Source organism: Pseudocitrobacter sp. 2023LY-00077, assembly GCF_055796175.1.
The window spans coordinates 136,649-158,525 of sequence record NZ_JBSPEI010000002.1 but is presented as its reverse complement, the minus strand read 5'-3'; the positions used below and the strand labels follow the sequence as shown (position 1 = coordinate 158,525).

Annotated in this window: 22 protein-coding genes and 1 CRISPR repeat array; of the genes, 19 read left to right on the top strand and 3 right to left on the bottom strand. The window is 54.5% G+C overall.

The genetic code is table 11. The annotated features are described in order from the left end of the window. Nucleotides 1–54 precede the first annotated feature (54 nt). Both eno and queE read left to right on the top strand, forming a co-directional pair. A complete protein-coding gene (gene eno / locus ACWWFX_RS03180; RefSeq protein WP_276224008.1) occupies nt 55–1,353 on the top strand; it encodes a phosphopyruvate hydratase in 1,299 nt (432 codons plus the stop codon). 135 nt (nt 1,354–1,488) lie between these two features. Next, nucleotides 1,489–2,160, top strand: coding sequence for a 7-carboxy-7-deazaguanine synthase QueE (gene queE / locus ACWWFX_RS03175; RefSeq protein ID WP_015963240.1), 672 nt, complete (start codon nt 1,489–1,491; stop codon nt 2,158–2,160). 344 nt (nt 2,161–2,504) lie between these two features. Next, a CRISPR array of direct repeats spans nt 2,505–2,960; the repeat unit is 29 nt; unit sequence GAGTTCCCCGCGCCAGCGGGGATAAACCG. A gap of 401 nt (nt 2,961–3,361) precedes the next feature. Here the strand turns inward: queE and queD are convergent. After that, a complete protein-coding gene (gene queD, locus ACWWFX_RS03170) occupies nt 3,362–3,727 on the bottom strand; it encodes a 6-carboxytetrahydropterin synthase QueD (protein WP_473223202.1) in 366 nt (121 codons plus the stop codon). 303 nt (nt 3,728–4,030) lie between these two features. Between queD and cysJ the strand changes: the two genes are divergently transcribed. The 4 genes from cysJ to ACWWFX_RS03150 all read left to right on the top strand — a co-directional run bounded on the left by cysJ (nt 4,031) and on the right by ACWWFX_RS03150 (nt 8,834). Continuing rightward, complete coding sequence (gene cysJ / locus ACWWFX_RS03165; protein ID WP_473223201.1) at nt 4,031–5,833, top strand: NADPH-dependent assimilatory sulfite reductase flavoprotein subunit; 1,803 nt, start codon at nt 4,031–4,033, stop codon at nt 5,831–5,833. Next, nucleotides 5,833–7,545, top strand: coding sequence for an assimilatory sulfite reductase (NADPH) hemoprotein subunit (gene cysI, locus ACWWFX_RS03160; RefSeq protein WP_473223200.1), 1,713 nt, complete (start codon nt 5,833–5,835; stop codon nt 7,543–7,545). Before cysJ ends, cysI begins: the two co-directional genes overlap by 1 nt. 136 nt (nt 7,546–7,681) lie before the next feature. Then, nucleotides 7,682–8,416, top strand: coding sequence for a phosphoadenosine phosphosulfate reductase (gene cysH / locus ACWWFX_RS03155; RefSeq protein WP_276224015.1), 735 nt, complete (start codon nt 7,682–7,684; stop codon nt 8,414–8,416). A gap of 265 nt (nt 8,417–8,681) precedes the next feature. After that, the gene (locus ACWWFX_RS03150; RefSeq protein WP_000956460.1) at nt 8,682–8,834 is read left to right on the top strand and encodes a Hok/Gef family protein; all 153 of its coding nucleotides are present in this window, start codon (nt 8,682–8,684) and stop codon (nt 8,832–8,834) included. Nucleotides 8,835–8,900: 66 nt separating this feature from the next. Here ACWWFX_RS03150 and ACWWFX_RS03145 read toward each other — a convergent pair whose 3' ends face one another. Continuing rightward, complete coding sequence (locus ACWWFX_RS03145) at nt 8,901–9,944, bottom strand: aminopeptidase (protein ID WP_276224020.1); 1,044 nt, start codon at nt 9,942–9,944, stop codon at nt 8,901–8,903. A 248-nt stretch (nt 9,945–10,192) separates the two neighbouring features. On the opposite strand from ACWWFX_RS03145, the gene cysG reads away from it, so the two are divergent. The 13 genes from cysG (at nt 10,193) to rpoS (ending at nt 21,407) form a co-directional block, all read left to right on the top strand. Next, a complete protein-coding gene (gene cysG, locus ACWWFX_RS03140; RefSeq protein ID WP_276224047.1) occupies nt 10,193–11,599 on the top strand; it encodes a siroheme synthase CysG in 1,407 nt (468 codons plus the stop codon). A 9-nt stretch (nt 11,600–11,608) separates the two neighbouring features. Further along, entirely contained in the window at nt 11,609–12,517 is a 909-nt protein-coding gene (gene cysD / locus ACWWFX_RS03135) for a sulfate adenylyltransferase subunit CysD (RefSeq protein WP_473223199.1), read from the top strand. 9 nt (nt 12,518–12,526) lie between these two features. Continuing rightward, nucleotides 12,527–13,954, top strand: a complete 1,428-nt coding sequence (cysN, locus tag ACWWFX_RS03130; protein WP_473223198.1) for a sulfate adenylyltransferase subunit CysN — start codon at nt 12,527–12,529, stop codon at nt 13,952–13,954. Continuing rightward, on the top strand, nt 13,954–14,559 hold the full coding sequence (cysC, locus tag ACWWFX_RS03125) for an adenylyl-sulfate kinase (RefSeq protein WP_149463406.1): 606 nt from the start codon (nt 13,954–13,956) through the stop codon (nt 14,557–14,559). Before cysN ends, cysC begins: the two co-directional genes overlap by 1 nt. 43 nt (nt 14,560–14,602) lie before the next feature. Further along, nucleotides 14,603–14,929 (top strand): DUF3561 family protein, encoded by a 327-nt coding sequence (locus ACWWFX_RS03120; protein ID WP_015963250.1) that lies wholly within the window; start codon nt 14,603–14,605, stop codon nt 14,927–14,929. 163 nt (nt 14,930–15,092) lie between these two features. Further along, a complete protein-coding gene (gene ftsB / locus ACWWFX_RS03115) occupies nt 15,093–15,404 on the top strand; it encodes a cell division protein FtsB (protein ID WP_015963251.1) in 312 nt (103 codons plus the stop codon). Between the two features lie 24 nt (nt 15,405–15,428). Continuing rightward, on the top strand, nt 15,429–16,139 hold the full coding sequence (gene ispD / locus ACWWFX_RS03110; RefSeq protein WP_327622012.1) for a 2-C-methyl-D-erythritol 4-phosphate cytidylyltransferase: 711 nt from the start codon (nt 15,429–15,431) through the stop codon (nt 16,137–16,139). Beyond that, nucleotides 16,139–16,618, top strand: a complete 480-nt coding sequence (ispF, locus tag ACWWFX_RS03105) for a 2-C-methyl-D-erythritol 2,4-cyclodiphosphate synthase (protein ID WP_015963253.1) — start codon at nt 16,139–16,141, stop codon at nt 16,616–16,618. Before ispD ends, ispF begins: the two co-directional genes overlap by 1 nt. After that, the gene (gene truD, locus ACWWFX_RS03100) at nt 16,615–17,664 is read left to right on the top strand and encodes a tRNA pseudouridine(13) synthase TruD (protein ID WP_473223197.1); all 1,050 of its coding nucleotides are present in this window, start codon (nt 16,615–16,617) and stop codon (nt 17,662–17,664) included. Before ispF ends, truD begins: the two co-directional genes overlap by 4 nt. Next, nucleotides 17,645–18,406, top strand: coding sequence for a 5'/3'-nucleotidase SurE (surE, locus tag ACWWFX_RS03095; protein WP_015963255.1), 762 nt, complete (start codon nt 17,645–17,647; stop codon nt 18,404–18,406). The genes truD and surE overlap by 20 nt, the downstream gene beginning before the upstream one ends. After that, nucleotides 18,400–19,026, top strand: coding sequence for a protein-L-isoaspartate(D-aspartate) O-methyltransferase (locus ACWWFX_RS03090; RefSeq protein WP_015963256.1), 627 nt, complete (start codon nt 18,400–18,402; stop codon nt 19,024–19,026). The genes surE and ACWWFX_RS03090 overlap by 7 nt, the downstream gene beginning before the upstream one ends. Nucleotides 19,027–19,151: 125 nt before the next feature. Beyond that, nucleotides 19,152–20,309, top strand: a complete 1,158-nt coding sequence (gene nlpD / locus ACWWFX_RS03085; RefSeq protein ID WP_473223196.1) for a murein hydrolase activator NlpD — start codon at nt 19,152–19,154, stop codon at nt 20,307–20,309. Nucleotides 20,310–20,414: 105 nt separating this feature from the next. Then, nucleotides 20,415–21,407 (top strand): RNA polymerase sigma factor RpoS, encoded by a 993-nt coding sequence (gene rpoS, locus ACWWFX_RS03080; RefSeq protein ID WP_015963258.1) that lies wholly within the window; start codon nt 20,415–20,417, stop codon nt 21,405–21,407. Between the two features lie 64 nt (nt 21,408–21,471). Here rpoS and ACWWFX_RS03075 read toward each other — a convergent pair whose 3' ends face one another. Beyond that, nucleotides 21,472–21,876, bottom strand: a complete 405-nt coding sequence (locus ACWWFX_RS03075) for a MarR family winged helix-turn-helix transcriptional regulator (protein WP_473223195.1) — start codon at nt 21,874–21,876, stop codon at nt 21,472–21,474. Nucleotide 21,877 lies beyond the last annotated feature (1 nt).

Genomic DNA, 21,877 nt, shown 5'->3' with positions numbered 1-21,877 from the left:
TGAGGGGCGTTGTTTGTCTGGAGTTTTAGTTTAACTTGTACTGAGGAAAACCTAATGTCCAAAATCGTTAAAATCATCGGTCGTGAAATCATCGACTCCCGTGGTAACCCGACTGTTGAAGCAGAAGTACACCTGGAAGGTGGTTTCGTCGGTATGGCAGCTGCTCCGTCAGGTGCTTCTACTGGTTCCCGCGAAGCTCTGGAACTGCGCGATGGTGACAAATCCCGTTTCATGGGTAAAGGCGTACTGAAAGCTGTTGCAGCTGTTAACGGCCCAATCGCTCAGGCTCTGCTGGGTAAAGATGCTAAAGATCAGGCTGGCATCGACAAAATCATGATCGACCTGGACGGTACTGAAAACAAATCTAACTTCGGTGCGAACGCAATCCTGGCCGTTTCTCTGGCTGCTGCTAAAGCTGCTGCTGCCGCTAAAGGCCTGCCGCTGTATGCTCACATCGCTGAACTGAACGGCACCCCGGGTAAATACTCCATGCCGGTTCCGATGATGAACATCATCAACGGTGGTGAGCACGCTGACAACAACGTCGACATCCAGGAATTCATGATTCAGCCGGTTGGCGCGAAATCCCTGAAAGAAGCCGTACGTATGGGTTCTGAAGTGTTCCACAACCTGGCTAAAGTTCTGAAAGCTAAAGGTATGAACACTGCTGTTGGTGACGAAGGCGGCTATGCGCCGAACCTGGGTTCCAACGCAGAAGCGCTGGCTGTCATCGCTGAAGCGGTTAAAGCAGCAGGCTACGAACTGGGCAAAGACATCACTCTGGCGATGGACTGCGCAGCGTCTGAATTCTACAAAGACGGTAAATACGTTCTGGCTGGCGAAGGCAACAAAGCGTTCACCTCTGAAGAATTCACTCACTTCCTGGAAGAACTGACCAAACAGTACCCGATCGTCTCCATCGAAGATGGCCTGGACGAATCTGACTGGGATGGTTTTGCATACCAGACCAAAGTACTGGGCGACAAAATCCAGCTTGTTGGTGACGATCTGTTCGTAACCAACACCAAGATCCTGAAAGAAGGCATCGAAAAAGGCATCGTTAACTCCATCCTGATCAAATTCAACCAGATCGGTTCTCTGACCGAAACTCTGGCTGCGATCAAAATGGCGAAAGACGCTGGCTACACTGCTGTCATCTCTCACCGTTCTGGCGAAACTGAAGACGCTACCATCGCTGACCTGGCGGTCGGTACTGCTGCAGGCCAGATCAAAACCGGTTCTATGAGCCGTTCTGACCGTGTTGCTAAATACAACCAGCTGATTCGTATCGAAGAAGCACTGGGCGAACAAGCTCCGTACAACGGTCGTAAAGAGATCAAAGGCCAGGCTTAATCGCCCCGCTTTTAACTCTTAATAAAAACCCGCTTCGGCGGGTTTTTTTACGCCTGTAAGAGAATGCACGGGCAAACATGACCCTCCCGCATAAATCTGCGATAATTACCGCATACCCCTTTTACAGAGATGATTATGCAGTACCCGATTAATGAAATGTTCCAGACCCTGCAAGGCGAGGGTTACTTCACTGGCGTTCCCGCTATCTTTATTCGTTTACAGGGATGCCCGGTGGGCTGCGCCTGGTGTGATACCAAGCATACCTGGGAAAAACTTAGCGATCGGGAAGTGTCTCTGTTCAGCATCCTGGCAAAAACCAAAGAGAGCGATAAATGGGGCGCTGCAGGGGAAGACGATCTGTTAACCGCCATTGCCCGTCAGGGCTGGACAGCGAAGCATGTTGTCATCACCGGCGGCGAACCCTGCATTCACGACCTCACCCCGCTGACAACGCTGCTAGAGCAAAACGGCTATAGCTGCCAGATTGAAACCAGCGGTACGCACGAAGTGCGTTGCACGCACACCACGTGGGTCACGGTTTCCCCGAAAGTGAATATGCGCGGCGGCTATGACGTGCTATCGCAGGCGCTGGAGCGCGCTGATGAAATCAAGCATCCGGTAGGCCGCGTGCGCGATATTGAAGCGCTGGACGAGCTGCTGGAGACGCTGACGGATGACAAACAGCGTGTGATTGCCCTGCAGCCGATTAGCCAGAAAGAAGATGCCACACGCCTGTGCATTGACACCTGCATTGCGCGCAACTGGCGTTTGTCGATGCAGACGCATAAGTATTTGAATATTGCCTGATTTCACTTTCCGTTGACCATTCTTATGGTCGGTGACAAGTTGATGATAAACGGACAGCTTTGGCTGTCCGTTTTCGCACCTTCCTCATAGATTTTTCCCTCTAAAGTGGGATGTTAGTCGTCATTCCCATATTTTTCTCAGCGGCCTTTTGCCGAACGCGCGAAACTCAGTCGAGTTCTTTTGGTGTTTTTGGGCTGACTTTAACAAGGCTGATGGTTTATTTATTGAAATTAATGGGTTAGCAGCTCCTTAATAATGCGGATTTGTGAAAGAAATTGATGTGGTACGTTGGTGGGATGTTTGTTGGTGAATAAGATGTTTTAAAACAGTGAGTTATGTTTAGAGAGTTCCCCGCGCCAGCGGGGATAAACCGGCTCAACGCGTCTTGTAGTACCTTCATGACGGGAGTTCCCCGCGCCAGCGGGGATAAACCGCCTCAAGTAATGCCGGGTTATTAACCATGCCCGAGTTCCCCGCGCCAGCGGGGATAAACCGTTTCGCGAACCTGTTCAATATGGCCGCGCAATGAGTTCCCCGCGCCAGCGGGGATAAACCGGTTAATCCTCCGCTTCAGTTCGCTGCTCTGGTGAGTTCCCCGCGCCAGCGGGGATAAACCGTTCGCGCGGTTATTACTCAACGCCATTACGCAGAGTTCCCCGCGTCAGCGGGGATAAACCGGGTATTTTAGCAATCGCCGGTGGTAAGGGCGGGAGTTCCCCGCGCCAGCGGGGATAAACCGGGTGATTTGGTAATGGGGTCATGGAAATCATGGAGTTCCCCGTGCCAGCGGGGATATACCACAGTATCAGAAAGGTGCATTACAAATGATCGCGTCGCTGACCTTGTATCTTCAGTTCCAGCTGCGGAAATTGGCCGCTCGCAAAAAACGTCATGAGAAGTCACCTGCCTGCAGGCCAATCTAAAGCGCAATCAGTAAATATATTGAGGGAAAAATGAGGAGTGAGTCTACAGCGGGATGGGAGTCGAACCCACGTGAACATGGCACCCTGGTGCCTGCCGATTTACCGTTAAACGTACCTGCTGCAGATTCAGCATCAAACTGTATTACGGATAAAAAAATAGCAACTGATTCCAACAATCTTCATGCCTGAAAATTGAATCAGCAATGTTTACCAGGAACAAAGTTTTCGCGTTGTTGCATGCGCATATCCCCGCAGGAATACACGCATCTCAATCGCTCTTACTCCCCGCGATAAACACAACCCGCCGTACAGGTCTCTTTCACCATCACCGCGCTCAGCAGCGGCACAACCGGTTTCACCTGTTCCCAAATCCAGCGCGACAGCACTTCGCTGGTCGGATTCTCCAGGCCCGGGATATCATTCAGATAATAGTGATCCAGACGATTGTAAGTCGGTTTAAACGCCGCTTTCAGTTCGGCGAAATCCATGATCCAACCGGTATGCGGATCGACTTCACCCGTAATCTCAAGGCGCACCATAAAGGAGTGGCCGTGCAGGCGACCGCACTTATGCCCTTCGGGTACGTGAGGCAAACGGTGAGCGGCTTCAAAAGTGAAATCTTTAAACAGTGTGGTGGACATCATGAACTCTCAGTCTTGCGGAAAAAACCGCCGCATAGTACCGGAAAGCACATTTTTTATCATTAACTAAAACCCACAAATGGGCGTGAAGAGCGTAATGGATTGTGTCCATGCTTCATTTACTATCTATATCAATAGGTTATCCAATCACTTTTATTGCTAATAACTACCTGGAAATCAGGTTAGTCCATTTGGTTATTTGATATTTCCAACCCTTCTTTAATTGTTATTATCCAGCTCGTTAACCTTACATTCAGTTTTGTTTTTCCCGATTTAAAACAGCTTTGATACTGGAACATAACAAGCATGACAACACAGGTCCCCCCTTCCGCGCTGCTGCCGCTTAATACGGAGCAACTGGCACGCCTTCAGGCGGCCACGACTGACTTAACGCCGACCCAGCTTGCCTGGGTTTCCGGCTATTTCTGGGGCGTGCTAAACCAGCAGCCTGGTGCGGCAGCCGTTACTGCAACGCCTGCGGCTGTTCAGGCCCCAACCATTACACTTATCTCTGCCTCGCAAACCGGCAACGCTCGCCGCGTCGCTGAAGCGCTGCGTGACGATTTACTCGCCGCGAAACTGAACGTGAACCTGGTGAATGCCGGGGATTATAAATTCAAACAAATCGCGTCAGAAAAACTGCTGGTTGTCGTTGCCTCCACGCAAGGGGAAGGGGAGCCGCCGGAAGAAGCGGTGGCGCTGCATAAGTTCCTGTTCTCGAAAAAAGCACCGAAACTTGATGGCACCGCGTTTGCCGTGCTGGGGCTGGGGGATACTTCGTATGAATTCTTCTGCCAGGCCGGTAAAGATTTCGACAGCAAACTGGCGGAGCTCGGCGGCGAGCGTCTGCTTGACCGTGTAGATGCCGATGTTGAATATCAGGCTGCCGCCAGCGAATGGCGCGCCCGCGTGGTTGATGTACTGAAATCCCGTGCGCCTGTCGCAGCACCTTCGCAATCCTTCGCCACGGGCGCAGTGAATGAAATCTACACCAGCCCATACAGCAAAGAAGCGCCGCTAACGGCAAGCTTGTCCGTTAACCAGAAAATCACCAGCCGTGATTCAGAAAAAGACGTTCGTCATATCGAAATTGATTTAGGCGACTCTGGCCTGCGCTATCAGCCGGGCGATGCGCTGGGTGTTTGGTATCAGAACGATCCGGCACTGGTGAAAGAACTTGTCGAACTGCTGTGGCTGAAAGGCGATGAACCTGTCACCGTTGACGGCAAAACCCTGCCGCTGGCTGAAGCTTTACAGTGGCATTTTGAACTGACGGTTAACACCGCCAACATCGTTGAGAACTACGCCACGCTGACCCGCAGCGAAACGCTGCTGCCGCTGGTGGGCGATAAAGCGAAGTTACAGCATTACGCCGCGACCACGCCGATTGTCGATATGGTGCGTTTCTCCCCGGCGCAGCTTGATGCTGAAACGTTGATCACCCTGCTACGCCCGCTGACGCCGCGCCTCTATTCCATCGCTTCATCGCAGGCGGAAGCGGAAAGCGAAGTGCATGTCACCGTTGGCGTGGTGCGTTACGACATTGAAGGCCGCGCCCGTGCGGGTGGTGCCTCCAGCTTCCTTGCGGACCGCGTGGAAGAAGAGGGAGAGGTCCGCGTCTTTATCGAACATAACGACAACTTCCGCCTGCCAGCAAACCCGGAAACCCCGGTGATTATGATTGGTCCTGGCACCGGTATCGCGCCATTCCGCGCCTTTATGCAGCAACGCGCCGCCGACGAAGCGCCGGGTAAAAACTGGCTGTTCTTTGGCAATCCACACTTTACCGAAGACTTCCTGTATCAGGTGGAATGGCAGCGTTACGTGAAAGAGGGCGTTTTGAGCCGTATCGATCTGGCCTGGTCGCGCGATCAAAAAGAAAAAATTTACGTACAAGACAAACTGCGCGAACAGGGTGCAGAGCTGTGGCGCTGGATCAATGACGGTGCCCACATTTATGTCTGTGGCGACGCCAATCGAATGGCGAAAGACGTTGAACAGGCACTTCTGGAAGTGATTGCCGAATTTGGTGGCATGGACACCGAAACGGCGGATGAATTTTTAAGTGAGCTGCGCGTAGAGCGCCGTTATCAGCGAGATGTCTACTAATGAGCGAAAAACATCCAGGGCCTTTAGTGGTCGAAGGTAAACTGGCAGACGCCGAGCGCATGAAGCTTGAGAGCAACTACCTGCGCGGCACGATTGCTGAAGATTTAAACGATGGCCTGACCGGTGGGTTCAAGGGCGATAACTTCCTGCTGATCCGTTTCCACGGCATGTATCAGCAGGATGACCGCGATATCCGCGCGGAACGTGCTGAACAGAAGCTGGAACCGCGTCATGCGATGCTGCTGCGCTGCCGTCTGCCGGGTGGGGTGATCACCACTAAACAGTGGCAGGCAATTGATAAATTCGCCGCTGATAACACGATTTACGGCAGCATCCGTCTGACCAACCGCCAGACGTTCCAGTTTCACGGCATTCTGAAGAAGAACGTCAAACCGGTGCACCAGATGCTGCACTCGGTCGGTCTTGACGCGTTGGCGACCGCCAACGATATGAACCGTAACGTGTTGTGCACCTCGAACCCGTATGAGTCGCAACTGCACGCAGAAGCGTACGAGTGGGCGAAGAAGATCTCTGAGCATCTGCTGCCGCGCACCCGCGCCTATGCGGAGATCTGGCTCGATCAGGAGAAAGTCGCCACCACTGATGAAGAACCGATCCTCGGTCAGACCTATCTGCCGCGTAAGTTCAAAACCACGGTGGTGATCCCGCCGCAGAACGATATCGATCTGCACGCCAACGACATGAACTTCGTGGCGATCGCCGAAAATGGCAAGCTGGTAGGCTTTAACCTGCTGGTGGGCGGTGGGCTTTCCATCGAGCACGGTAACAAGAAAACCTACGCCCGCACCGCGAGCGAATTTGGTTATCTGCCGCTGGAGCATACCCTGGCGGTAGCGGAAGCGGTCGTTACCACCCAGCGCGATTGGGGTAATCGTACCGACCGTAAAAACGCCAAAACCAAATACACGCTCGAGCGTGTGGGTGTTGAGACGTTTAAAGCGGAAGTTGAACGTCGCGCGGGAATCAAATTTGAACCGATCCGTCCGTATGAGTTCACCGGACGTGGCGATCGTATCGGTTGGGTAAAAGGGATCGACGACAAATGGCATCTGACGCTGTTTATAGAAAATGGTCGTATCCTTGATTATCCGGGGCGTCCGTTGAAAACCGGTCTGCTGGATATCGCGAAGATCCACAAAGGCGATTTCCGCATTACCGCGAACCAGAACCTGATCATTGCCGGTGTACCGGAAAGCCAGAAAGCGAAGATCGAGAAAATTGCGCAGGCGAGCGGCCTGATGAATGTTGTCACCCCGCAGCGTGAAAACTCAATGGCCTGCGTCTCGTTCCCAACTTGCCCGCTGGCGATGGCCGAAGCTGAGCGTTTCCTGCCGTCGTTCGTCGACAAGGTGGAAGCGGTGATGGCGACGCATGGTGTCAGCGATGAGCACATCGTCCTGCGCGTGACGGGCTGCCCGAACGGCTGTGGCCGCGCGATGCTGGCAGAGATCGGCTTGATCGGTAAAGCGCCGGGTCGCTACAACCTGCACCTTGGCGGTAACCGCATGGGAACGCGTATCCCGCGTATGTACAAAGAAAACATCACTGATACCGAAATTCTTGCGGTGATTGATGAGCTGGTAGGGCGCTGGGCGAAAGAGCGTGAAGCGGGTGAAGGCTTCGGCGACTTTACGGTGCGTGCGGGCATCATTCGCCCGGTGCTCGACCCGGCGCGCGATTTGTGGGATTAACTTGAATTGCCGCTCCTGCCCGGTTTTGTAGGCCTGATAAGCGAAGCGCCATCAGGCACTGTGGCATCTTTTGCCGGATGCGGCGTAAACGCCTTATTCGGCCTACTTAACCCGCAAGGCAAACAGTGAGGAACTTATGTCCAAACTCGATCTAAACGCCCTGAACGAACTGCCAAAGGTAGACCGCATTCTGGCGCTGGCCCAAACCAACGCCGAGCTTGAAAAACTGGACGCTGAAGGCCGCGTCGCCTGGGCGCTGGAAAATCTGCCCGGTGAATATGTGCTTTCTTCCAGCTTCGGCATTCAGGCGGCGGTGAGCCTGCATCTGGTGAATCAGATCCGTCCGGATATTCCGGTGATCCTCACCGATACGGGTTATTTGTTCCCGGAAACCTACCGTTTTATCGATGAGTTAACGGACAAACTCAAGCTCAACCTGAAAGTGTACCGCGCCACCGAGAGCGCCGCCTGGCAGGAAGCGCGCTACGGCAAACTGTGGGAGCAGGGTGTTGAAGGTATTGAGAAGTACAACGATATCAACAAAGTCGAACCGATGAACCGGGCGCTGAAAGAACTGAACGCGCAAACCTGGTTTGCTGGCCTGCGCCGCGAACAATCCGGTAGCCGCGCAACATTGCCGGTACTGGCGGTTCAGCGGGGTGTATTTAAGGTGTTGCCGATTATCGACTGGGATAACCGGACGATATATCAGTACCTGCAAAAACATGGCCTGAAATATCACCCATTATGGGACGAAGGATATTTATCCGTCGGTGATACCCATACAACCCGTAAATGGGAACCCGGCATGGCGGAAGAAGAAACACGTTTCTTTGGCTTAAAAAGGGAATGTGGGCTGCACGAAGGGTAAAACATCGTGCCGCTTAATAAACGCCTCTGTCTGAAAAGATGGGGGCGTTTTTATTTTGCGAGCCGCATTCCTGCTTTTAAACGTGAATATAGCAGGGGGAATCAACAGGCATAGAATGGCGTCGGGTGCTTGAGGCTGTCTGGCGTTGAGCATTCGCGAGGTTCCAGATGGACAAAAGCCCCAGGCGATATTTCTATCAACCTGAGGCCAGCGTCCGAACCTAAGCAATTCGGATGTTAGTCTCTTCTTTGCAGGGAGGCAAGACATGCTAACAAAATATGCCCTTGTGGCAATCATAGTGCTGTGTTTTACAGTACTGGGATTCACGCTAATGGTAGGCGACTCGTTGTGTGAGTTGAGTATCAGAGAGCGTGGTATGGAGTTTAAGGCTGTTCTCGCTTACGAATCGAAGAAGTAGCCATCACGCGGGGGTAAAACCCCGCGTATTGGATTGTGATGGTTTGGTCTCCGGCACCCTTTTAACCTAAACCTTCCCCGCCTTCGCCAGTTCCGCAACCAGCGGCATCATCACCTTCACTACATCGCGGCTGCGGCGCTCAATTCTGCCCGGTAGGGCTTTATCGAGATACTGCTGATTATCCAGCCGCGCATCGTGCCAGCTGTTTCCTTCCGGGAAGCTGCGCGTTTTTGCCCGCTGTTGATAACCATCTTTTTTCCCTAACGACCAGTTCGTGGCTTCGACAGACAACACGGGAATACCTGCGTTATCAAACACTTCAGCGTCATTACAGCAACCGGTACCTTTTGGATAATCAGGATTCAAACCTGGGTTGGTAAAGGCAGAAATACCATGGCTGCGTGCAATTGCCAGCGCGCGGTCACGCGTGAGTTTTCGTACCGACGCCGGGGTTTTAACGCCGCTGTTGAAATAGAGCTTATCGCCGACGACCAGATTATCGAGGTTGATAACCAGCAGCGTATTTTTCTTCTCGGCGGCGCTCATGCGTTTGAGCAGATTCTCCGCGCCCAGCTTGCCTTCTTCCTCGCCGCTGGTGGCGACGAAGCGAATGCCGTACTCCGTCGGCACGTCTTTCAGACGCTCTGCCAGCTCAAGCATCACGCCCAGCCCCATCGCGTTATCATCAATACCCTGAAGCGTCAGCCCGCCGAGATTATTTTCGACATCGCCATCGTTTTGCGGCGCGTAGGTGTCCAGATGCGCCATCACAATAATCTGCTGCTGCGATTTACCTTCATGCGCCGCGATAACGGTGCTGCCAATCACGTTATGCCAGTTCTGGCGGTTGTTTTTGGCGGTGTAGATATAGCGGCTGTGGAACGTGCGGATATCGCTTTGATAACCCATTTTGGCAAACTGCTGACGCAAATAATCGGCCGACAGCATCTCTGCCGGTGTGCCGGTAATACGGCCAGGGAAATAGGTTGCGATATAGCGAGCCTGGGTGTTTGCGATAGAACCGGGCGACGTCGTTGTCGCCAGTGCCGGGAAGGCAGAGCATACGCCAAGCGCCAGCGCAAAGAGGCGGCGACGCAGTGCGGAAGACATAGGGAAATCCTTTAAACAATGCAAAAAATTAGACGCAGCCAGTATGAAACCGAGGCGGTAATTACACAATTTCATTTCTTCTTAAATGCCCAAAAAAGAGGGTGTTAAGCACTTTTTGATATTTGCTTTTTTAGGCTGTTATTCCTTTGAGGAACTACTCATTCCATTTCGTAATTTCATTTGCACTAAGGGGCACCCTATAGTCCCTCTATGACTGATTGTTAGTGAGTTGTAACTCTGTGGATTATCTGCCCCTTTTTGCCGCTGTGAAAGACCGCACTGCCCTGGTTGTGGGCGGCGATGACACCGCTGCTCGTAAGATTGCGTTTTTGCTTCGCGCGGGCGCTAACGTTCAGGTCGTGAGCGAAACGCTGTGTGACGAATTGGCGGCTCTGGTGGCGGATAACAAGATTGCATGGCTGGCAGACTCTTTTCAGGAAACACAGCTCGATAGCGTTTTCCTGGTGATTGCCGCCACTGAAGATAGCGTACTCAATCAGCGTATTTATGACGCGGCAAATGCCCGCCAGCGGCTGGTGAATGTGGTGGATAGCCCGTCGCAGTGTTCCTTTATTTTCCCGTCGATTGTGGACAGGTCGCCGCTGCTGGTGGCGATTTCATCCGGCGGCACCGCGCCGGTACTGGCACGCATCCTGCGCGAAAAAATTGAAGCGCTGCTGCCAACGCGCTTAGGCCTGCTGGCCGAAGCGGCCAGTTACTGGCGTCATGCGATTAAAACGCACCTGAAAACCACCGCCGAGCGCCGTCGATTCTGGGAACGCGTGTTCCGTGGCCGTATTGCCAACATGTTGCTTGCCGGCAATCAGCAGGCGGCGGAAGCGGCATTACAGGATGAACTGGCTCAGCCGCAGCGGCGCGTGGGCGAGATTATTCTGGTGGGCGCAGGACCGGGTGATGCCGGGCTGCTGACGCTGCGCGGGCTTCAGGTCATTCAGCAGGCGGATATCGTTTTCTACGATCACCTGGTGAGCGACGCAGTGCGAGAACTGGTGCGTCGTGATGCAGAACTTATCTGCGTGGGTAAACGCGCGGGAACGCATGCCGTAGCCCAGCATGACACCAATCGTCTGCTAATCGAAGCGGCGCGTGAAGGCAAAAACGTGGTGCGCCTTAAAGGCGGTGACCCGTTTATTTTCGGGCGCGGCGGCGAAGAACTTCAGGCGGCAGCAGAAGCGGGAATTCCCTTCCAGGTCGTCCCTGGCGTGACGGCAGCCGCAGGTGCAACAGCCTATGCTGGCATACCGCTCACCCACCGCGATTACGCGCAAAGCGTCACTTTCGTCACCGGGCACTACAAAGCGGACAGCACGCCCTTTGACTGGAAACAGCTGGCGCAAAGCCGTCAGACGCTGGCGATTTACATGGGCACCATGAAAGCGGCGGAAATTAGCCAACAACTGATTCAACACGGACGCGATAGCGAAACGCCGGTGGCGGTAATTTCGCGCGGTACGCGTGCGGACCAACAGATAAAAACAGGCACCCTGCAACAACTCGAAAACCTGGCGAAAGAGGCCCCCATGCCAGCACTGCTGGTGGTCGGCGAAGTGGTGGAACTGCATCACCAGCTCGCCTGGTTTCAACACACAACAGACTCAGAAAATTTCGATTCTTCTGTAGTGAATCTGGCTTAAGGAACGGTTATGGACCAAAAACGACTCACTCACCTGCGGCAACTGGAGGCGGAAAGCATCCATATCATCCGTGAGGTGGCCGCCGAATTCGCCAACCCGGTCATGATGTATTCGATCGGCAAGGACTCCAGCGTGATGCTGCACCTGGCGCGTAAAGCGTTCTATCCGGGAACCCTGCCGTTCCCGCTGCTGCACGTGGATACCGGCTGGAAATTCCGTGAGATGTACGAGTTCCGCGACCGCACCGCAAAAGCCTATGGCTGTGAGCTGCTGGTGCACAAAAATCCGGAAGGTGTGGCGATGGGGATTAACCCGTTCGTGCACGGCAGCGCCAAACACACCGATATCATGAAGACCGAAAGCCTGAAACAGGCGCTGAACAAATACGGTTTTGATGCCGCATTTGGCGGGGCGCGTCGTGATGAAGAGAAGTCGCGTGCCAAAGAGCGTATCTACTCCTTCCGCGATCGTTTCCACCGCTGGGACCCGAAAAACCAGCGCCCGGAGCTGTGGCACAACTATAACGGCCAGATCAACAAGGGTGAAAGCATCCGCGTCTTCCCGCTCTCCAACTGGACCGAGCTGGATATCTGGCAATACATCTATCTGGAAAATATCGAAATTGTACCGCTGTATCTGGCGGCAGAGCGCCCGGTGCTGGAACGCGACGGTATGCTGATGATGATCGACGACGATCGCATCGATTTACAGCCGGGTGAGGTTATCAAAAAACGCATGGTGCGCTTCCGTACCCTCGGCTGCTGGCCGCTGACGGGTGCAGTGGAATCCGATGCGCAGACGCTGCCGGAAATCATCGAAGAGATGCTGGTTTCGACCACCAGTGAGCGTCAGGGCCGCGTGATTGACCGCGACCAGGCAGGCTCGATGGAGCTTAAAAAACGTCAGGGTTATTTCTAAGGAGCCGCCATGAACAGTTCAATTGCACAACAAATTGCGGATGAAGGCGGCGTTGAAGCGTATCTGCACGCCCAGCAACACAAAAGCCTGCTGCGTTTTCTGACCTGCGGCAGCGTGGATGACGGCAAAAGTACGCTGATTGGCCGTTTGCTGCACGATACCCGTCAGATTTATGAAGATCAGCTCTCTTCGCTGCACAATGACAGTAAACGTCACGGTACGCAGGGTGAGCGCCTGGATCTGGCGCTGCTGGTGGATGGCCTGCAGGCTGAACGCGAGCAGGGCATTACCATTGATGTGGCGTATCGCTATTTTTCTACTGAGAAGCGCAAATTTATCATCGCCGATACCCCTGGGCACGAGCAGTACACCCGTAACATGGCGACCGGCGCGTCCACCTGCGATCTGGCGATCCTGCTGATCGACGCGCGTAAAGGCGTGCTCGATCAAACCCGCCGCCACAGTTTTATCTCCACGCTGCTGGGGATCAAACACCTGATCGTCGCGGTCAACAAAATGGATCTGGTTGAATTCAGCGAAGAGAAGTTTGAGCAGATCCGTCAGGACTATCTGACCTTTGCCGAACAATTGCCTGGCAACCTTGATATTCGCTTCGTGCCGCTATCGGCACTGGAAGGGGATAACGTTGCCAGTCAGAGCGAAAAAATGCCGTGGTACAGCGGCCCGACGCTGCTGGAAGTGCTGGAAACCGTGCAGATTCAACGCGTGGTCGACACCCAGCCGATGCGCTTCCCGGTGCAGTACGTGAACCGTCCGAACCTCGATTTCCGTGGGTTCTCCGGCACGCTGGCTTCTGGGCATGTTCAGGTTGGGCAACGCATTAAAGTGCTGCCGTCAGGCGTGGAATCTTCCATCGCGCGCATCGTTACCTTCGATGGCGATTTGCAGGAAGCCTTTGCCGGCGAAGCCGTGACGCTGGTGCTGAAAGATGAAATCGACATCAGCCGTGGCGACCTGCTGCTGGATGCCAGCGAAACGCTGCCTGCCGTACAGAGTGCATCTGTGGATGTGGTATGGATGGCGGAACAGCCGCTGGCGGCAGGCCAGAGCTATGACATAAAAATTGCAGGCAAGAAAACCCGCGCCCGCGTGGACAGTATTCAGTATCAGGTGGATATTAATAACCTGACGCAGCGTGACGTTGATAACCTGCCGCTGAACGGCATCGGCCTGGTGGATCTGACCTTTGATGAACCGCTGGTGCTGGATAAATACCAGCAAAACCCGGTTACCGGCGGCCTGATCTTTATCGACCGTCTGACCAACGTCACGGTGGGCGCAGGCATGGTACGCGAACCGAATACCACTTCTACAGCAGTGGCATCGGAATTCAGTGCCTTCGAGCTGGAACTCAACGCGCTGGTGCGTAAACACTTCCCACACTGGGGCGCGCGTGACCTGCTGGGAGGCAAGTGATGGCGGTGCATGACGAAAACGTCGTCTGGCACGCTCATCCGGTCACTGCGCAACAGCGTGAGCAACTCCACGGTCACCGTGGGGTTGTGCTGTGGTTTACCGGGCTCTCGGGTTCGGGGAAATCGACTGTTGCCGGGGCGCTGGAAGAGGCGCTGCATAAACTGGGCGTCAGCACTTATCTGCTGGATGGCGATAACGTGCGTCACGGTTTGTGCAGCGATCTCGGCTTTAGTGATGACGATCGCAAAGAGAATATCCGTCGGGTGGGCGAAGTGGCTAACCTGATGGTCGATGCCGGGCTGGTGGTTTTAACGGCGTTTATCTCTCCGCATCGCGCTGAGCGCCAGATGGTGCGCGAGCGGGTGGGGGAAGGGCGCTTTATCGAGGTGTTCGTCGATACGCCGCTTGATACCTGCGAGGCTCGCGATCCCAAAGGGTTATACAAGAAAGCGCGTGCCGGAGAACTGCGCAATTTCACCGGCATTGATTCAGTCTATGAATCCCCTGAACGACCTGAAATCCACCTCGATGGTGAACAATTGGTAACAAATTTAGTGGACCAAATGTTAGACCTGCTGAGACAGGACGATATCATCAGATCCTGAGAGAGTGCCGGGCGTATCGTTGCCCGGCCTGACAGGATTAACTATGCGCAATACTCAAAACATCAGCCTGACGCGTTCAGAGTCCATACCCCCGCCTGATGACGAAACCACCTGGTCTTTGTCAGGCGCAACCGTGGGTTTCGTTGCCTGGCTGATTGCATTGGGTATTCCCTACCTTTGGTATGGTAATAACACCCTGTTTTTCTTCCTCTATACCTGGCCTTTCTTCCTTGCGCTGATGCCCGTTGCCGTGGTGATTGGCGTGGCAATCCACTCGCTGGTGAACAGTAAATTGCGCTACAGTATTATCGCAACGTTGCTTACCGTCGCCGCGTTGTGCGGTCTATTATTTCTATGGTTGATGGGCTAAGCCTGACGTTTTTTGTGAAAATCCGCACAATCGCCCGACAACGAGACATAAGTATCGGCAGGCAAAATGTGATACATTGCCCGCGTGACGCGGTATCGTCCGCAGCCGGCGTAGAGTACGACGGCAAGTTTTGGGATGATGATGCCGTTTTTCAGGGGGCAGGATGGGTAAATTAACGCTGCTATTACTGGCTTTGCTGGTGTGGTTGCAGTATTCGTTGTGGTTCGGCAAAAATGGTCTGCATGACTTTAGCCGGGTCCGTGATGACGTGTCAGTACAAGAGGCGACTAACGCCAAATTAAAAGCGCGCAACGATCAGCTTTTCGCCGAAATTGATGACCTTAACGGCGGCCAGGAAGCTATCGAAGAACGCGCACGCAATGAACTCAGCATGACGAAACCGGGTGAAACCTTCTACCGTCTGGTGCCGGATGCGTCGAAACGCAATCAGAGTTCAGGGCAAACAAACCGATAAACAGAATAAGCCCAGGATTAACACATGGCAGCAACTTTTCCGGGCGTTTGCGCCGTGGTTCCGGCGGCCGGATTTGGTCGCCGCATGCAAACGGACTGCCCGAAACAATATCTCTCAATCGGTAACAAAACGATTCTCGAACATTCGGTGGATGCGCTGCTGGCAAATGCGCGCGTCCAGCGAGTGATCATCGCTGTCTCTCCCGGAGACGAGCGTTTCAGCCAACTCTCTCTGGCACAGCATCCGCAAATTACCGTCGTTGACGGCGGCGCCGAACGTGCCGACTCCGTGCTGGCGGGCCTGAAAGCCGCTGGCAATGCAGAGTGGGTGCTGGTGCACGATGCCGCGCGCCCTTGTTTACATCAGGATGACCTGGCGCGTCTGCTGGCGCTGTGCGCAACCAGCCGCGTCGGCGGTATTCTGGCCGCCCCGGTGCGCGATACCATGAAACGCGCGGAGCCCGGCAAACCTGCGATTGCCCATACGGTTGACCGCAACGATCTGTGGCACGCCCTGACACCGCAGTTTTTCCCCCGCGAATTACTCTTCGATTGCCTGACCCGGGCGCTCAACGAAGGCGCAACCATCACCGATGAAGCATCGGCGCTGGAATATTGTGGTTTTCATCCGGCGCTGGTTGCCGGACGCGCTGATAATATTAAAGTGACACGCCCGGAAGATCTGGCGCTGGCAGAATTTTACCTCACCCGATCGGGACACCAGGAGAAAGCATAATGCGAATTGGACACGGTTTTGATGTACACGCGTTTGGCGGCGAAGGGCCGATTATTATCGGCGGCGTGCGCATCCCTTACGAGAAAGGGCTGCTCGCCCACTCGGACGGCGACGTCGCGCTCCATGCGCTGACCGATGCCCTGCTTGGCGCGGCGGCATTGGGCGATATTGGGAAACTTTTCCCGGACACCGACCCGGCGTTCAAAGGCGCAGACAGCCGCGCGCTGCTGCGTGAGGCCTGGAAACGCGTGCAGGCAAAGGGCTACACCCTGAGCAACGTCGATGTCACTATCATTGCCCAGGCGCCGAAAATGCTGCCGCATATCCCGCAAATGCGTGTCTTTATCGCTGAAGATCTTGGCTGCCATATGGATGACGTTAACGTAAAAGCGACCACCACTGAAAAACTCGGTTTTACCGGGCGCGGTGAAGGCATCGCCTGCGAAGCGGTCGCTCTGTTGTATAAGGCAAACAAATGATTGCATTCGATGACCTGACTTACCTGCACGGTAAGCCGCAGGGACACGGGCTGCTGAAAGCCAACCCGGAAGATTTCCTGGTGGTGGAAGATTTAGGGTTTGAGCCCGACGGCGAAGGCGAACACGTTCTGGTGCGCATCCTGAAAAATGGCTGCAATACCCGTTTCGTGGCTGACGCGCTGGCGAAATTCCTGAAGATTCACGCTCGCGAAGTGAGCTTTGCCGGGCAGAAAGACAAACACGCGGTCACCGAGCAGTGGCTCTGCGCACGCGTGCCGGGCAAAGAGATGCCCGATTTAAGTAAGTTCGAGCTGGAAGGCTGCCAGGTGCTGGAGTATGCGCGACATAAGCGTAAACTGCGTTTAGGCGCGCTGAAAGGCAATCAGTTCACGATTATTCTGCGCGAAGTCAGTCACCGCGAGGATGTCGACACGCGCCTGCAGGCGATTAACGCCCAGGGTGTGCCGAACTATTTTGGCGCTCAGCGTTTTGGTATTGGCGGCAGTAATCTTCAGGGTGCGCTGCGCTGGGCCGAAAGCGGTGCGCCGGTGCGCGATCGCAATAAACGCAGTTTTTGGTTGTCGGCAGCGCGCAGTGCGTTGTTTAATCAGCTGGCGAGCGCGCGCTTACAGAAACCGGAATTTAATCAAGTTGTTGATGGCGATGCGCTACAATTAGCGGGACGCGGCAGCTGGTTTGTCGCCACGCCTGAAGAAATGCCCGAACTGCAAACGCGTGTGGATGCACGCGAATTGATGATCACCGCGTCAATGCCGGGTAGCGGCGACTGGGGAACCCAGCGTGAAGCGCTCGCATTTGAACAATTTCAGCTTGCAGAAGAAACTGCGCTCCAGTCGTTGCTGGTGTGCGAAAAAGTAGAGGCCGCGCGGCGCGCGATGCTGCTCTATCCACAACAGCTTGAGTGGAACTGGTGGGACGACGTAACCGTGGAGTTGCGTTTCTGGCTCCCGGCGGGCAGTTTTGCGACCAGCGTGGTAAGGGAACTTATCAATACAACAGGTGAATATGCGAATATTGCTGAGTAACGATGACGGGATCCACGCGCCAGGCATACAGGCACTGGCCAGAGCCTTACGGGAATTTGCCGAGGTTCAGGTAGTTGCACCCGATCGTAACCGCAGTGGCGCATCAAACTCGCTGACGCTGGAATCTTCTCTTCGTACTTTTACGTTTGAAAACGGCGATATCGCCGTGCAGATGGGCACGCCGACGGACTGTGTCTATCTCGGCGTCAATGCCCTGATGCGCCCACGTCCTGATATCGTCGTGTCGGGTATTAATGCCGGGCCGAATCTGGGCGATGACGTCATCTATTCCGGTACAGTTGCGGCGGCGATGGAGGGGCGTCACCTCGGTTTTCCGGCGCTGGCGGTTTCGCTGAACGGCACGCAGCATTACGACACGGCGGCGGCGGTCACCTGTACGTTACTGCGCGCGCTGGCGCGTGAACCGCTGCGCACCGGGCGTATTCTCAACGTCAACGTGCCGGACTTACCGCTCGATCAAATCAAAGGCATTCGCGTTACCCGCTGCGGCAGCCGTCATCCGGCGGATAAAGTGATTCCGCAGCAGGATCCACGCGGCAATACGCTCTACTGGATTGGCCCTCCGGGCGAAAAACAGGACGCTGGCCCGGATACGGATTTTGCCGCGGTTGACGCCGGGTATGTTTCCGTCACGCCGTTGCATGTCGATTTAACCGCGCACAGCGCCCGTGAAGTCGTAGGCAGTTGGCTGGAACAGGCGGGAGTGGATACGCAATGGTAAGCGGACGCGTACTGGCGCTTCTGGAACAACTTCGCACGCAGGGCATTCGTGACGAGCGGGTGCTGGATGCTATTGCCCGCGTTCCGCGCGAAAAGTTTGTCGATGAAGCGTTTGAACACAAAGCCTGGGAAAACGTCGCCTTGCCGATAGGGCAGGGGCAAACTATTTCTCAGCCTTATATGGTTGCGCGGATGACCGAACTGCTTGAGTTAACACCGGAATCGCGGGTGCTGGAAATTGGCACCGGCTCCGGGTATCAGACCGCGATTCTGGCGCATCTGGTGCAGCGCGTGTGTTCGGTTGAACGCATTAAAAGTTTGCAATGGCACGCAAGACGTCGCCTGAAGCAGCTTGATTTGCATAATATCTCTACTCGCCATGGCGATGGCTGGCAGGGTTGGCAGGCGCGTGCGCCTTTCGACGCCATTATCGTCACGGCCGCACCGCCGGAAATTCCGGTGGCGCTAATGTCGCAGTTGGATGAAGGCGGCATTCTCGTTTTACCCGTGGGCGATGAACATCAGTTTTTAAAACGCGTTCATCGACGGGGAGGCGAATTCATTATTGATACCGTGGAAGCCGTGCGTTTTGTTCCTTTAGTCAAAGGAGAGCTGGCCTGAGACCCGGATTTTTCTTAGGTTTTTCGGCACAATTCAGCGTATCGTGGGGAGACTTTGTAAGAGTCCACGATGGACGCGACACGGTTATTAACACACTGGCAGTTAACACTATTCCTGGGGGATAAATGAGCGCGGGAAGCCCAAAAATCACCGTACGCCGTGTTGCGGCATTATCATTGGTTTCACTCTGGCTGGCAGGCTGTACGTCTTCGGACAATCCGCCTGCGCCGGTAACCTCTGTTAACGGAAACACCTCCAGCAGCACCAATTCCGGCATGCTCATCACGCCGCAGCAGAAAGCGGGCGCAACGGCGCAAAACAGCGTGCCAGCCACGCCGCAAATCCTACCGGTACAGCCGGTTCAAACTCAGCCGACGCAGATTCAGCCGGTCACTCAGCAGCCTGTCGCCCAGCAACCGGTGCAAATGCAGAACGGTCATATCGTCTATAACCGTAAATACGGCGATATTCCGAAAGGCAGTTACGCGGGCGGCAGCACTTATACCGTCAAGCATGGCGACACGCTTTTCTATATCGCATGGGTCACCGGTAACGACTTCCGCGACCTGGCGCAGCGCAACAATGTCGCCGCGCCTTACGCGCTGAATGTTGGCCAGGTGCTGCAAGTTGGGAACGCGTCCGGCCAGCCGATCACCGGCAATAATCCGGTTGCAATGGCCAGCACGCAAGCGGCAACCACTTCTCAGACGGCGGTCGCAAAACCTGCACAAAATTCAACCGTGGCTGTTGCGTCGCAACCAACAATTACGTATTCTGAGGATTCAGGTGAACAAAGTGCTAACAAGATGTTGCCTAATAACAAGCCTGCGACGACAGTCACAGCGCCTGTAACAGCACCGGTTGCGAGCTCTTCCGTACCCAATGCCAGCAGTACGACAACCAGCGCGCCAATTTCGTCCTGGCGCTGGCCAACTGACGGCAAAATCATCGAAGGCTTTGGCGGCTCCGAAGGAGGCAACAAAGGCATCGATATCGCAGGTAGCAAAGGACAGGCTATCACCGCGACCGCGGATGGTCGCGTTGTGTATGCCGGTAATGCGCTGCGAGGTTACGGTAACTTAATTATCATCAAACATAACGATGATTACCTGAGCGCCTACGCCCATAACGACACAATGCTGGTCCGGGAACAACAAGAGGTCAAGGCGGGGCAAAAAATAGCTACCATGGGTAGCACCGGAACCAGTTCGACACGCTTGCATTTTGAAATTCGTTACAAGGGGAAATCCGTAAACCCGCTGCAGTATTTGCCGCAGCGATAATTCGGCAGAGTACTAAGCACGGAGTCATTCAGGCGGTGTAAATGCGCCGTCTGAAGATGAAGTGATAAGGTGCTTTGCCTGGGGATCACGGGTAGGAGCCACCTTATGAGTCAGAATACGCTGAAAGTTCATGATTTAAATGAAGACGCGGAATTTGATGAGAACGGAGCAGAGGTTTTCGATGAGAAAGCCTTAGTAGAAGAGGAACCCAGTGATAACGACCTGGCTGAGGAAGAGCTGTTATCGCAGGGTGCCACACAGCGTGTGCTGGACGCGACTCAGCTTTACCTTGGAGAGATCGGTTATTCTCCACTGTTAACAGCCGAAGAAGAAGTCTATTTTGCACGTCGTGCATTGCGTGGAGACGTCGCCTCCCGTCGCAGGATGATCGAGAGTAACCTGCGTCTGGTGGTAAAAATTGCTCGCCGTTATGGAAATCGTGGTCTGGCATTGCTGGATCTTATCGAAGAGGGCAATTTGGGGCTGATCCGCGCCGTTGAGAAGTTTGACCCGGAACGCGGGTTCCGCTTTTCAACCTACGCGACCTGGTGGATCCGCCAGACGATTGAACGGGCGATTATGAACCAAACCCGTACCATTCGTTTGCCGATTCACATCGTCAAAGAGCTGAACGTCTATCTGCGTACGGCGCGTGAGTTGTCCCATAAACTGGACCACGAGCCAAGTGCGGAAGAGATAGCCGAGCAACTGGACAAACCGGTTGATGACGTAAGCCGTATGCTGCGTCTCAACGAGCGCATTACCTCAGTTGACACGCCGTTGGGCGGAGATTCTGAAAAAGCGCTGCTGGACATCCTGGCCGATGAAAAAGAAAACGGCCCGGAAGACACCACGCAGGACGATGACATGAAACAGAGCATCGTCAAATGGCTGTTCGAACTGAACGCTAAACAGCGTGAAGTGCTGGCACGCCGTTTCGGTTTACTGGGGTATGAAGCTGCAACGCTTGAAGATGTGGGCCGCGAAATTGGCCTGACTCGTGAACGCGTTCGTCAGATTCAGGTTGAAGGTCTGCGTCGTCTGCGTGAAATTTTGCAGACGCAGGGGCTGAATATCGAAGCGCTGTTCCGCGAGTAAGTGAACATTCGTCAAAAAGGCCGGTCGAGAGACTGGCCTTTTTCTTTTTTTTGGGGCAGGCCATTCACCCCATCATTTTCCTCACCAGCCGCGTGAACTGTTCGCGCTCTTCCTCACTCAATCGCGCTAAAAACGCCCGATCGACGCCGTTACCAATGGGTTTTTTGGCGTTCAATAACGCTTCGCCTTCCTCGGTGAGAAAAACAAATCGGCGGCGTTTATCGGCCGGATCGTGCTCGCGTCGCACCAGATTGCGGCTCTCCATGCGGCTCAACATCTCAGCAAGCGTCGCCTTAGTGCTGACCGCGACCTCCGTCAGTTCAACCTGCTCAATGCCCGGATGCTCAGCGATAGAGCGCATCACGGCGTACTGGGGCTTGGTCAGCTCCGGCAATTCTTGCTGCCAGCGCGCGGTGTGTTGCTGAAAGAGTTGGCGCAGCAGGTGGAATGCTTCGTTTCTTAACTCCATG